Raw genomic sequence first — 11,540 nt, 5'->3', positions numbered from 1 at the left:
CCGCCCCGGGCGCGCGTGGGGGGGGGGGGGGGGGGGGGGGGGGGGGCGGGGGGCGCGCCCCCCCCCACCACTGGGGGGGCGCCCCCGGTCGACCGGGTGCGCCCCTTCACGCATGACGCGTACGCCGCCGCGCGTGATGTTCAGGACGAGCCACGTCAGCTCTGGGAGCGGCCCTCGGCGGCGTCCATCGAGTCCTGGGCGGGCTGGCGGCTCTGCTGGCCACGCTCACGCGGCTGCGCGCCACGCTCCTGGCCGCCCTGGCGCCGGTCCTGGTCCTGGCGCTGACCGCCACGCTCCTGGTCCTGACGCTGACCGCCGTGCTCACGGTCCTGGCGCTGGCCACCGCGCTCGTTGCCCTGCTCGCGAGCGTCGCCCACGGCCTTGTTCGCCTGGTCCTTGAGCTCGTTGGCCTTGTCCTGGAACTGGTCCTTGATGCCCATGCTGTTCACTCCTAGTGGGGTGTAGGGGGGTTGGGCCCCGTTCAGCGTGACACGCCCGGACATTGCTCGCATTTCGATCACGAATGACTACTCTCCGTGATACGCAAGGCCGCTCACCAGCCGGCTCTGAGGCCGTTCACCGCCCGGTTCACCGGCCCGCCCGCGCCTTCTCGTCCGCCTCACCTCCGGCGCCCACCAGGCCGACCCGCATGCCGTCCAGCCGGTCCCCGAACCGCCGCATCTCCCGCTGGCCCACCGACCCGATGAGCGAGGGCAGATACCCGCGGAGCGACTGCATCCCGCGCAGCCACCACTGCCCGTAGACATGCGCGGAGCGGCGCTCGACGCCCGCGACGATCCGGTCGACGGCGGGGCCCAGCGGATAGGTCTTGTTCGACGGCCAGGGCAGCCGGGAGCGCAGCTCGCGCATGACGTCGTCCTGGTCCGCGCCTCGCACCATGTCGGTGTCGGTCCAGCTGAGATAACCGACCCCGACCCGTACGCCCTTGTGGCCGACCTCGGCGCGCAGGCTGTGCGCGAACGCCTCGACGCCCGACTTGGAGGCGCAGTAGGCCGTCATCATCGGCGCCGGGGTGATCGCGGCCAGCGAGGCGATCTGCAGGAAGTAGCCGCGGGATGCCATGAGGGCGGGAAGGAAGGCGCGGCCGGTGACCGCGCCGCCGATGAGGTTGACCTCGATGACCCGCCTCCAGGAGACCGGGTCGGAGTCGGCGAACGGGCCGCCGGTCGCCACCCCGGCGTTGGCGACGACCACATCCACCTTCCCGAAGCGGTCCTTGACCTCGCCCGCCACCCGGGCCATCTCCTCGTGGTCGGTGACATCGGCGTGCCAGTGGTGCACCGGACCGTGCAGCGAGGCGGCAACGCCCCGCAGCTCGTCCGGCTCCAGGCCGACCAGCGCCAGCGTCGCACCGCGCGCCGACAGCTTGCGGGCCAGCAGCGCACCGACCCCACGGGCCGCGCCGGTGACGACGACGACCTGCCCCTCCAGGCTCCTGCTCGCACTCATACCGTCTTCTCCTTCTTCTGCCGCGTGGAGCGGGGGACTTCGGGGGCCGCGGCCTCCCCGGCCTCGGCGTCGGTGGCAGGTCCGGCCTCGGCGTCGGTGGCAGGTCCGGCGTCGGTGCCGGTGGCGGGTCCGGCGTCGGTGCCGGTGGCGGGTCCGGCGTCAGGTCCGGCGTCGGCGTCGGTGCCGGTGCCCGGCGACCGCAGATGGTCCTTGACGAGCGCGCGCAGCAGGCCGGCGACCGCTCCGGGGTCCTCGATCGGCGTCATATGTCCCAGGCCCGGCAGCTCGGTCAGACCGAGGCAGTCGGGGAGGACGGAGGCCAGCCGGCGGGCGTGCACGATCGGGGTGAGCCGGTCGGCGGTGCCCGCGATGACCGCGGTCGGCAGCTCCAGCCTGCCGACGCCGCCGGTCAGTTCGAGACCGGCCAGCACCTTGCCCCAGCGGGCCCGCACCCCGGACGGGCAGGCGTGCACGATGCGCGCACAGGCCTCGATCTGCTCGGCGGTGGCGCCGGGGCCCATGGTGGCGTACTTCAGGGCGCGCTTGGTGAGCGGCGACACCGGGCCGAGCGGCGCCCGCGAGCGCAGCATCACACGGTGCGCACGGCGCCGGCCCTGTGGGCTGCGCAGCGGGAACACCCGTGATTCGGCGGGCAGATCGGCGCTTCCGGTGCTGCACAGCAGCGCGGCGGCGGCCCGCTCGCGCAGCTGCGGCCGCTCGGCGGCGGCCATGATCGTCATGCCGCCCATGGAGTGGCCGCCCACCACGGCGCGTTCGTCCGGCCGCAGAGTGGCTTCCAGTACGGCCACCAGGTCGTCGGCGAGCGCAGGGGTGCTGTGGCCCGCCGGACCGGCGGCGGGGCTGCGGCCGTGACCGCGCTGGTCGTAGACGACGACCTTGTGGTCGGCGGCCAGGTCCCGGACGACCGGGGCCCAGAAGGCGGTCGAGCAGGTCCAGCCGTGCGCCAGGACGACGGCCGGCGCGTCCTCGGGGCCGTGGATCTCGGCGTACAGCCGGGCGCCGTCGGCCGAGACGGCGGTCAGCGTCGTACGGGGCACCGGTGGCGCGTAGGGGCCGGTGGTGACGTATCCGGGCCGGCGGCTCATGCGGCCACCTCCGTACGCGTGCCGTCGGTCCGGTCCGCGGGCGGGCCGGCCGGTGGCCGCAGCACCTCGTACTCCGCGAGGTCGACCTGCCGGGTGACCTTCTTGAACTCCCCGGTCGTCCCCGGCCAGACGGTGGTGTTGCGGCCGCCGGCGTCCAGATACCAGCTGTCGCAGCCGCCGGTGCTCCATACCGTGCGCGCCATCCGCTGCTGGATCATGTGGTTCCACTCCTGTACGGCGGACGGCCGGGCATCGAGTGCGATCTTTCCGCCGAGGACGTCCAGCTGGCGCATGAAGTCGGCCAGGTAGTTCAGCTGCGCCTCGATCATCAGGATCATCGAGCTGTTCCCGAGGCCGGTGTTGGGCCCGATGAGGGTGAGGAAGTTGGGGAAGCCGGCCGCACTGGTGCCGCGCAGCGACTCCATGCCGTCCTTCCACTCCTCGGCCAGCGTCGTCCCGTTGGCGCCGGTCACCCGCTGCGCGATCGGCATGTCCGTCACATGGAATCCGGTGCCGAAGACGATCGCGTCGGCCTCCGTCTCGCTCCCGTCGGACCCCACGAGGGTGCTGCCGCGCACCTCCTTCAACCCCGCGGCGACCACCTCCACATTGGGCTGCGCCAGGGCCGGGTAATACGTGTTGGAGAGCAGGATCCGCTTGCAGCCGATGCGGTAGTCGGGGGTCAGCGCGGCCCGCAGCACTGGCTCCTTGATGGCCTTCTTCATATGGTTCCTGGCCAGGAACTCGATCAGCCCCAGCTCGTTGGGGCGCTTGGTGAAGGCGCTGACCTGCAGCTCACGGATACCCCACAGCAGCCCGCGGCGCGCGGCCCGGGTCGCCGGCAGCTTGGTGTGCAGCCATTTCTCGGCCGCGCTGATCTTGCGGTCGGCGCGCGGCAGCACCCAGGGCGGGGTGCGCTGGAAGAGCGTGAGGCGCTCCACGTCCGGCTGGATGGCCGGCACGATCTGGATCGCCGAGGCCCCCGTACCGATCATGGCGACGCGCTTGCCGCGCAGGTCGTCGTCGTGGTCCCAGCGGGCGGAGTGCGAGACGGTGCCGGGAAAGGTGTCCAGCCCCGGTATGTCGGGGACCTTGGGGTCCGACAGCGGCCCGGTCGCCGAGACCACGACATCCGCGGTCAGCGCCCCGCCGGCCGTCTCCACCTCCCAGTGCAGCGCCTCGGCGTCCCACCGCATGCCCAGCACCTCCGAGTTGAAGCGGAGGTGCGGACGCAGTCCGAAGGTGTCGGTGACCCGCTCCAGGTACGCCCGGATGTGCGGCTGCCCGGAGAAGTTCCGCGGCCACTCCGGGTTGGGCGCGAAGGAGAAGGAGTACAGATGCGAGGGCACATCGCACGCGCATCCCGGATAGGTGTTGTCCCGCCAGGTGCCGCCCACCGCGTCGGCCCGCTCCAGGACCACGAAGTCGGTGATCCCCTGGCGCCGCAGCCGGATGGCCGCGCCCAGACCACCGAAGCCCGATCCGATCACCGCAACCCGCACATGCCTGCGCTCGCGCTCGGCCATCCCGCCGCCTCCCGAGTTCGACGTACTTCACTGCCATCTTCGATGCCATGACACCCGACGCCACGGCCGCCCCTGCCAGACCACGCCAGCAATCACTGGCGCAATTGGAGAGTAGGGCAGCTGCGTACCGAGCGGTAGGGGTCGGGCGGCAGGAAGTTACCGCTGGTTGCACCGCGGTCCCGCGCCGTACCCCCGGGCATAGGCTGAACCCGTGGCAGCGAACGAGAACCCCCAGGACGCGCGCACAGAACCCCCGGCACACCTCCCGGCGCGCGAATTCCGCATGGCCGACCTGGCCAGGGAAGCCGGTATCACCGTCCGTACGCTGCGCTTCTACCGCGAGCGCAAGCTCATCCCGCCCCCGCGCCGCGAGGGCCGGATCGCCTGGTACAACGAGCATCACCTGGCCCGTCTGCGCACCATCGGCGCCCTCCTGGAGCGCGGCCACACCCTCGGCGGCATCGCCGAACTCCTCTCGGCCTTCGACACCGGCCGCGACGTGGGCGAACTGCTCGGCCTGGAGAACCCCCTCGTTGCACCCTGGTCCGAGGAGACACCGGTACGCCTGACCCCCGAGGAACTCGCCGACCACTTCAGCGAGGACATCACCGCCGAGAACCTCACCGCGTCCCTGGACATCGGCTACCTCGCCGTCGACGGCGACGAGTTCGTCCACATCAGCCGCCGCCTGCTGGACGCCTCCACCGAACTCGTCAACCGGGGCATCCCGTTGGCCGCCGTCCTCGAAGCCGGCCGCCAGGTACGCGCCCACGCCGACGCCCTCGCCGACATCTTCACCACCCTCATCCGCACCCACGTCCTCGCCGACGTCCTCGCCCGCAGCTCGGCGGGCGAGCCCCCCGGCCCCCACGAGGTCGACCACATCGCCGAGACCATCGAAAAGCTCCGCCCGCTCTCCAAGGGCGTGGTCGAGGCCGAACTCTCCATGGCCGTGGACCGCCGCGTCCGGACGGAGCTGGCGACATGGCTGCGGGAACAGGAGCAGGAGGGGGAGTGAGCACGGGCCGCCGGGCGGCCGGGGCTCATCCGGGCCGCAGCGGGGCCCCGCCAAAGTGGTCGGACAGGCGCCGCAGGGCGAGGTCCCGTTCGGCCGGTGTCTCCTCGGACGCGACGAGTTTCCCGGCGTAGATGCGCACCATCCCGGCCCGCGCGAAGTGGCCCTCGGCCTGTTCTTCGAGAAGGTGCCCCTCGCACAGCTCGGCGAGATGACGGCGGGTGCGCTCCAGATCGCGTGCGGCCAGTGCCGCGGCGGCGTGGACCTCCACGTCCGGGCCGGGGACCAGCCCGAGGAGGCGGAACAGCCGGGCGGCACCGCTCGACAGCGCGCGATAGCTGAGGTGGAGACCGGCCTCCACGGACAGGTCCGGATCGGCCGCGGACAGCTCACACAGCCGGTGCCGCTCATCGGCCAGCTTCTTCGTCCAGTCCGCCAGCGACCAGCCGACGTGCGCCATCAGCCGTGCGGCGGCGATCCGCAGCGCCAGCGGCAGCCGGTCGCACCGCTCGACGAGCTCCCGGGCAGCGGCTCCCTCCGCCGCGATGCGCTGCCGCCCCAGCGCTGTGCCCAGCAGCTCCAGGGCGTCGTCCGCCGGCAGCGGCCCCACCGTGACCAGCGCCGCCCCGTCGCGGATCATCAGTCCGCTCAGCCGTCTTCGGCTGGTCACCACGGCGAGACAGCCCGGGGTCGCGGGCAGCAGAGGACGGACCTGGTCGGCCGTTCCGGCATTGTCCAGCAGGACGAGCATCCGCCGTCCGGCGAGCAGCGAGCGGTAGAGCGCCGAGCGCTCCGGCGCGGAGTCGGGGATCTGTGCGTCCGGTACCCCCAGAGCCCGCAGAAAGGCCGACAGAACGGTGCCCGCCCTCATCGGGGGACGCTCGAAGCCCCGCAGGTCGGCGAAGAGCTGTCCGTCGGGGAACTCGGCCGTGAGCCGGTGCGCCCAGTGAACCGCCAGCGTGGTCTTGCCGGCCCCTCCCCCGCCCGCGAGCACCACACAGCCCGGTGCCGGTACGCGGTCCAGGTTCTGGTCCAGCGCGGCGAGCTCCGTCGCACGCCCGCAGAAGTCGGCTATGCGGGTCGGGAGTTGCGCAACGGAGGGCGGCGGAGCCGGCGGGCGGTCGGAGGCGTGCAGCGCGGCGGGGCCGGGACCGGCCGGCGGGCGGTGGGAGAGGTGCGGCACGACCGCCGGCTTCCCGCCGAGCACCGCCAGATACGTCTCACCGAGGGCCGGGCCCGGATCGATGCCCAGCTGGTCCTTCAGGTGCCGTCTGGTCCGGTGGAAATGATCGAGGGCTTCGGCCTGTCTGCCGCTCGCCTGCAGCGCCCGCATCAGCAGAGCGGTCAGCTCCTCGTGCAGCGGATGCTCCGCGAGCCAGGCGGTCAACTCCGTGACCAGCTCCCCGTAACGGCCGAGCAGCAACAGCTGTGCCCCGAGCTCCTGCAGCGCCGCCACCCTCGCCTGGGTCAGGCCGACGCCCAGCGTCCGCCTGACCCGGTCGCCGGCCACATCCGCCAGCGCCTCACCACGCCACAGACCGAGCGCCTGGCGCAGCTTGGCGACGGCGGTCCACGGTTCGGCCCCGCGGGCACCGGACACCAGTTCCCTGAACCGGTTGACATCCACCGCACACGGGTCGGCGATCAGCACATACCCCTGGCCGCGGGTGGCTATTTCGGCCTGGCCCGCCAGCAACTGCCGCAAGCGATGCACATGGTTGTGGACCACGCCTCTCGCCCTGGCCGGCGGATCCGCGTCCCACGCCAGGTCGATCAGTCTGCCCACCGGGATCACGTGATTGACCTCGCTGATCAGAATCGCGGCCACGGTACGCAATCGGCCCGCTCCCAGACTCAGCAGGCGCCCATTGTTCACTTCAATTTCAACCGGCCCCAGTAGCCGCAACTGAACCATTGTGCCCCCGAGTTCATGCCGTCGATGCGCGCACAGCAAACCGCCGTTTTGTCAGCGAAGACCACCGGCGGGAACACCGGGTTCCGTTTCACTCGCCCGCTCTCACTATGTGGACGCGGACGGTGAATTGACGGAAAGTCAGTGAAACATGCGGACCATCTGCGGAGTACGTGATCACGATGTGAGCGGTTCATGAGCGAGGCCGCGAAACATCGTTCCTGCCCGTCGCAGCGGCAATCCCCTGGCGGCTGCCCGGGCCGGCTCTCCGATCCCCGATACCCGCATCGGGGATCGGAGAGGACCGCCATCCGTACCCATGGAGGAGAACCATGTTCACCAAGACTGTTGTGAAGAAGGGCCTTGCGGCGGCAGCGCTGTGCGCAGCACTGAGCGGCACGGCCGTCGCCTTCCCGGCGACGGCGTCGGCCGCCCCGGTCGCTGCCGCCGCCGCGGCGGGCGAGTCGCCGGTCGATGTCGGTGCCAACGCGAACCTGAACTTCAACGTCGACGTTCTCGGCATTGCCAACAAGATCGAAGCGTCGATCAAGACCGCCCAGAACCGCGAAGGCTTCGTCAAGAACCTCATGGAATCCGCGTTCTACGCGAGCGGCCAGCACTATAACGTCATGGTCCACAATCTCAGCCAGGGATATGAGGACCACCTCAACGGAGTGAAGCAGTACGGCTCGGCCACCTACGACGGCGTCACCTACGGAATCTGGATCTTCGAGGACGGCGAGTTCACCAACAAGGGCGACGGCGGCTTCATCAACTGGGCCTTCAGGGGCGTCTGGGAGCGCCCCGACAACGGCGGCTACGTGAAGTTCTCCCGCATCTCCTGACGCACCGGCCGGGCACCCGCCCCGGCCACCTCGCATGACGGCCCGCCGGAACATCCAGCGGGCCGTTCTGCTGCGGGGAAGCGCCCGCCAGGGATGACGGGACGGCCCTCAGCGGTCGAAGACGACCGTCACCGGCGCATGGTCGGACCACCGCTGGTCATAGCTGGCCGCCCGCTCCACGTAAGCCTTCACCGCACGCTGCGCCAGGCCGGGCGTGGCCATGGCGTAGTCGATGCGCCATCCCGCGTCGTTGTCGAAGGCGCGGCCCCGGTAGGACCACCACGAGTACGGGCCCTCGGTGTCCGGGTACAGGCTGCGGACGACGTCCACATAACCGCCGCGGGTCTCGTCGAGGACATCGGTCAGCCAGCCGCGCTCCTCCGGGAGGAAGCCGGACTTCTTCTGGTTGGCCTTCCAGTTCTTCAGGTCGGCCTCCTGGTGGGCGATGTTCCAGTCACCGCACACCACCACCTCACGGCCGTCCGCGGCGGAGCGCTTGCGCAGGTCGACGAGGTAGGGCAGGAACTCCGCCATGAAGCGCTCCTTCTCGTCCTGCCGCTCCGTGCCGACCTCGCCGGAGGGCAGGTAGAGGCTGGCGACGGTCACACCGGGCAGGTCCGCCTCGGCGTACCGCCCGCTGCCGTCGAATTCCGCCGACCCGAAGCCCACCTGCACCCGCTCCGGCTCCCGCCGGGTGTACAGCGAGACCCCGGCCCGGCCCTTGGCCGCCGCCGGGGCATGCACGGTGTGCCACCCCGCGGGCTCCCGCACCTCCTCCGGGAGCTGAGCGCTCTCGGCCCGCACCTCCTGCAGGCACAGCACATCGGCCGCGGTCTCCGCCAGCCACGGGACAAAGCCCTTCTTGGCCGCGGCGCGGAGTCCGTTCACATTCACAGAGGTCACGGTGAGCATCCCGGCACGATACCCACCCCCCGGACCTCGTCGCGCCGGGCACCCGCTCACCCGTACGATTTCTGGAATGGAGATACGCCCCGTCCGCTACGACCACCCCGACGCGATCACGCTCGATGCGCTGGTCCAGAAGGAGTACGTCCGGCGCTACGGCGACGGCGACATGACGCCGCTGGACCCGGAGATGTTCACCCCTCCGCACGGTACGTATCTGATCGCCTACGACGGCGCCCGTCCGCTGGCCACCGGCGGATGGCGGCGGCAGGAGGACGCGGCGGAGGGGTACGCGGCCGGCGACGCCGAGATCAAGCGGATGTTCGTGGTCGCCGAGGCGCGCGGCCTGGGGCTGGCCCGGCGGATCCTGGCCGCCCTGGAAGCGGACGCACGGGCCGCGGGGCGCTCCCGCATGGTGCTGGAGACCGGCACCGAGCAGCCCGAAGCGCTGGCACTGTATGCGTCCAGCGGTTATGCGCTGGTCGAGAAGTTCGGGCTGTACCGGACGTATGACGAGAGCCGGTGCATGGCGAAGTCGCTGGTGGCGGCTGCCTGAGGGGCCCCGCGGCGGCCCTGGGCCCGTCGGCGGCCGGCCCGTACGCGCGGCCGGCCCGGAACCCTTTGTTGACATGCCTCCGGGCCGCTCCCCATACTCATTCCACTAATCAACTAGCTAAAGGGGGGATCCGGGTGAGCGACCCGAGCCCGTGGGCCGTCGAGGCCGTAGGACTGGGGAAGAAGTACCGCCGCGGCTGGGCACTGCGCGACTGCTCCTTCCGGCTCCCCGCCGGCCACATCTGTGCACTCGTCGGGCCCAACGGCGCGGGCAAGAGCACGTTCCTGGGCACCGCGACCCGGCTGGTGCAGCCGACCACCGGGACGCTGAAGCTGTTCGGCGTCCCGGTCTCCGACCCGGCCGTCCTGCAGCGGGTCGCCTTCCTCGCGCAGGACAAGCCCCTCTACCCGCGCTTCACCGTGGCCGAGACCCTGCGGCTGGGCCGTGAGCTGAACCCGCGCTGGGACCAGGCGCTGGCCGAGCGGATCGTACGGTCCGGGAAGGTGCCGCTCAGCGCCCGGATCGGCACCCTCTCGGGCGGCCAGCGCACCCGCGTCGCCTTCGCCCTCGCCTTCGGCAAGCGGCCCGAGCTGCTGCTGCTCGACGAGCCGATGTCCGACCTCGACCCGCTCGCCCGGCACGAGTTGTCGGGGCTGCTGATGGCCGAGGCCGCCGAGCACGGCACGACGGTCCTGATGTCGTCCCACATGCTCGCCGAGATGGAGGTCATGTGTGACTACCTCCTCGTCCTCGCCGAGGGCCGGCTGCGGATGGCCGGCCAGACCGAGGAGCTGGTGCCCGCGCACCTGCTGGTGACGGGAGTGGCCGACGGCGACGACGGGGTGCCCAAGGAGCTGCGACGCCGGCACACCGTGGTCGAATCCCGCGTCACCGGGCGGCAGTTCAACGCCCTGATCCGGCCGCACGGCCCGCTCTCCGACAGCTGGGAGGCGCTGTCGCCGAGCTTGGAGGAGGTCCTGCTGGCCTATCTGCGTTCGCCCGACGCACCCACCCTGATCGCGGACGAGGCCCGTATCGACGGGCCGCGGGAGGCCGCCGCGTGAGCCGGACCGACACCGTCGGCCCACCGGGCGAAACGCGCGCGGACAGCGGCCCCGCCCTGGCGGCCGCCCCGCGCCCCGGCCTGCTGCACGGCCTGCCCTGGCTGGTCTGGCGCCGGCACCGCTCGCTGCTGCGCCTCGCCCTGCTGATCACCGTCGTGGGCTGTGGGACCTTCGCCTACCAGCGCATCGGCGTGATGGACTTCCTGCACACCAAGGGCGCCTCGCCGGGCGCCGGGGGGCAGGTGTCCACCGATTTCCAGAACAGCTTCGGCACGATGTTCAACAACGACACTCAGTTCCTGGAGCTCCTGCCGGTGCTCGCTGGCATGTTCCTCGGCGCACCACTGATCGCGGCCGAGCAGGAGCGCGGCACCATCAAACTGGTCACCACCCAGTCGGTGAGCCGCGGCCGCTGGATCGCCGCCACGCTCGGTCTGCCGCTGGCCCTCGTCGTGCTGTGCACCACCCTGCTGTCGGCCGCCTTCACCTGGCTGTGGTCACCGGCCCACTCCCTGGTCGCCGACGGCGACTGGATGGAGAGCGGCGCATTCGACACCACCGGGCCGGTCCCGGTCGCCACGACCCTGTTCCTGACCGCCTGCGGCCTCGCCCTCGGCATGCTGATCAAGCGGGTGACGGCGGCGATGGGGGCCACCGCCGTCCTCGCCGCGGTCACCGCCGTGGTCTGGGGCGAAAAGGTGCGCCCCCTCCTCGGCACGCTGCGCAGCGTGCGCTACCCGTACGACGGCGACGGCCCCCGGCTGCCGCCCGGCGCCGTACGGATCGACGACTGGGTGTCCACCGCGGACGGCAAGCTCTACGGCTACGGCACCTGCGTCCACGGCGACGCCGAGGCCTGCCGGGCCAGGCTGGGCATCGTCAACCGGGTGACGCAGTACTTCGACTACGGGCAGATGGCGGGGATGCAGTGGCTGGGCGCGGGAATTCTGCTGGCGCTGACCGCCGTGGTCCTCGTGTTCGTCGTGTGGCGGGCACACCGGCGGCCGCTCTGAACGGCGAGACGCGCGAGCGACGGTGCGCGCGCCGGCCCGCCTGTTCCTCCCGTACGGGGAACACCCCGGGAGGCGCTTTGACACCCGGCACGGCCGGCCCGATCATCAAGCGGTCGGGCAGCACGGT

The 11,540-nt window shown here is 71.6% G+C and carries 11 protein-coding genes; 5 read left to right on the top strand and 6 right to left on the bottom strand.

Annotated features, from left to right (window positions below):
- Positions 1-155 precede the first annotated feature (155 nt).
- From ACGFWI_RS21405 to ACGFWI_RS21390, 4 genes are all read right to left on the bottom strand, one after another.
- Positions 156-440: a hypothetical protein gene (locus ACGFWI_RS21405; RefSeq protein WP_393907551.1), complete on the bottom strand. Its 285-nt coding sequence runs from the start codon at positions 438-440 to the stop codon at positions 156-158.
- 148 nt (positions 441-588) lie between these two features.
- Positions 589-1,470, bottom strand: a complete 882-nt coding sequence (locus tag ACGFWI_RS21400; protein ID WP_393907550.1) for an SDR family oxidoreductase — start codon at positions 1,468-1,470, stop codon at positions 589-591.
- The gene (locus ACGFWI_RS21395; RefSeq protein WP_393907549.1) at positions 1,467-2,576 is read right to left on the bottom strand and encodes an alpha/beta fold hydrolase; all 1,110 of its coding nucleotides are present in this window, start codon (positions 2,574-2,576) and stop codon (positions 1,467-1,469) included. The genes ACGFWI_RS21400 and ACGFWI_RS21395 overlap by 4 nt, the downstream gene beginning before the upstream one ends.
- The gene (locus ACGFWI_RS21390; RefSeq protein ID WP_393907548.1) at positions 2,573-4,102 is read right to left on the bottom strand and encodes a flavin-containing monooxygenase; all 1,530 of its coding nucleotides are present in this window, start codon (positions 4,100-4,102) and stop codon (positions 2,573-2,575) included. The genes ACGFWI_RS21395 and ACGFWI_RS21390 overlap by 4 nt, the downstream gene beginning before the upstream one ends.
- Before the next feature lie 283 nt (positions 4,103-4,385).
- Between ACGFWI_RS21390 and ACGFWI_RS21385 the strand changes: the two genes are divergently transcribed.
- Positions 4,386-5,120, top strand: a complete 735-nt coding sequence (locus ACGFWI_RS21385) for a MerR family transcriptional regulator (RefSeq protein WP_393907571.1) — start codon at positions 4,386-4,388, stop codon at positions 5,118-5,120.
- Positions 5,121-5,145: 25 nt separating this feature from the next.
- On the opposite strand, the gene ACGFWI_RS21380 is transcribed toward ACGFWI_RS21385, so the two are convergent.
- Positions 5,146-6,945, bottom strand: coding sequence for a BTAD domain-containing putative transcriptional regulator (locus tag ACGFWI_RS21380; RefSeq protein WP_393907547.1), 1,800 nt, complete (start codon positions 6,943-6,945; stop codon positions 5,146-5,148).
- A 416-nt stretch (positions 6,946-7,361) separates the two neighbouring features.
- On the opposite strand from ACGFWI_RS21380, the gene ACGFWI_RS21375 reads away from it, so the two are divergent.
- On the top strand, positions 7,362-7,874 hold the full coding sequence (locus ACGFWI_RS21375; RefSeq protein WP_393907546.1) for a stress protein: 513 nt from the start codon (positions 7,362-7,364) through the stop codon (positions 7,872-7,874).
- 108 nt (positions 7,875-7,982) lie between these two features.
- On the opposite strand, the gene ACGFWI_RS21370 is transcribed toward ACGFWI_RS21375, so the two are convergent.
- Positions 7,983-8,786: an exodeoxyribonuclease III gene (locus ACGFWI_RS21370; protein ID WP_393907545.1), complete on the bottom strand. Its 804-nt coding sequence runs from the start codon at positions 8,784-8,786 to the stop codon at positions 7,983-7,985.
- A gap of 67 nt (positions 8,787-8,853) precedes the next feature.
- Here ACGFWI_RS21370 and ACGFWI_RS21365 point away from each other — a divergent pair, with 67 nt between their 5' ends.
- The 3 genes from ACGFWI_RS21365 (at position 8,854) to ACGFWI_RS21355 (ending at position 11,413) form a co-directional block, all read left to right on the top strand.
- Positions 8,854-9,336 carry a GNAT family N-acetyltransferase gene (locus tag ACGFWI_RS21365; RefSeq protein WP_393907544.1) on the top strand — a complete coding sequence of 161 codons (483 nt, stop codon included), beginning with the start codon at positions 8,854-8,856 and terminating at the stop codon, positions 9,334-9,336.
- 134 nt (positions 9,337-9,470) lie between these two features.
- Positions 9,471-10,400: an ABC transporter ATP-binding protein gene (locus tag ACGFWI_RS21360; protein WP_393907543.1), complete on the top strand. Its 930-nt coding sequence runs from the start codon at positions 9,471-9,473 to the stop codon at positions 10,398-10,400.
- A complete protein-coding gene (locus tag ACGFWI_RS21355) occupies positions 10,397-11,413 on the top strand; it encodes an ABC transporter permease subunit (protein WP_393907542.1) in 1,017 nt (338 codons plus the stop codon). The genes ACGFWI_RS21360 and ACGFWI_RS21355 overlap by 4 nt, the downstream gene beginning before the upstream one ends.
- Positions 11,414-11,540 lie beyond the last annotated feature (127 nt).

It is taken from the genome of Streptomyces sp. NPDC048434 (assembly GCF_043200375.1).
Lineage (GTDB): Bacteria > Actinomycetota > Actinomycetes > Streptomycetales > Streptomycetaceae > Streptomyces.
This window is presented reverse-complemented; position numbering and strand designations above follow the sequence as displayed.

Excerpts from the sequence above, each read along its gene's own strand:
- ACGFWI_RS21395 (WP_393907549.1), bottom strand. The coding sequence starts at position 2,576 with ATGAGCCGCCGGCCCGGATACGTCACCACCGGCCCCTACGCGCCACCG.
- ACGFWI_RS21385 (WP_393907571.1), top strand. The coding sequence starts at position 4,386 with ATGGCCGACCTGGCCAGGGAAGCCGGTATCACCGTCCGTACGCTGCGC.
- ACGFWI_RS21405 (WP_393907551.1), bottom strand. The coding sequence starts at position 440 with ATGGGCATCAAGGACCAGTTCCAGGACAAGGCCAACGAGCTCAAGGAC.
- ACGFWI_RS21375 (WP_393907546.1), top strand. The coding sequence starts at position 7,362 with ATGTTCACCAAGACTGTTGTGAAGAAGGGCCTTGCGGCGGCAGCGCTG.
- ACGFWI_RS21365 (WP_393907544.1), top strand. The coding sequence starts at position 8,854 with ATGGAGATACGCCCCGTCCGCTACGACCACCCCGACGCGATCACGCTC.
- ACGFWI_RS21400 (WP_393907550.1), bottom strand. The coding sequence starts at position 1,470 with ATGAGTGCGAGCAGGAGCCTGGAGGGGCAGGTCGTCGTCGTCACCGGC.
- ACGFWI_RS21370 (WP_393907545.1), bottom strand. The coding sequence starts at position 8,786 with ATGCTCACCGTGACCTCTGTGAATGTGAACGGACTCCGCGCCGCGGCC.
- ACGFWI_RS21390 (WP_393907548.1), bottom strand. The coding sequence starts at position 4,102 with ATGGCCGAGCGCGAGCGCAGGCATGTGCGGGTTGCGGTGATCGGATCG.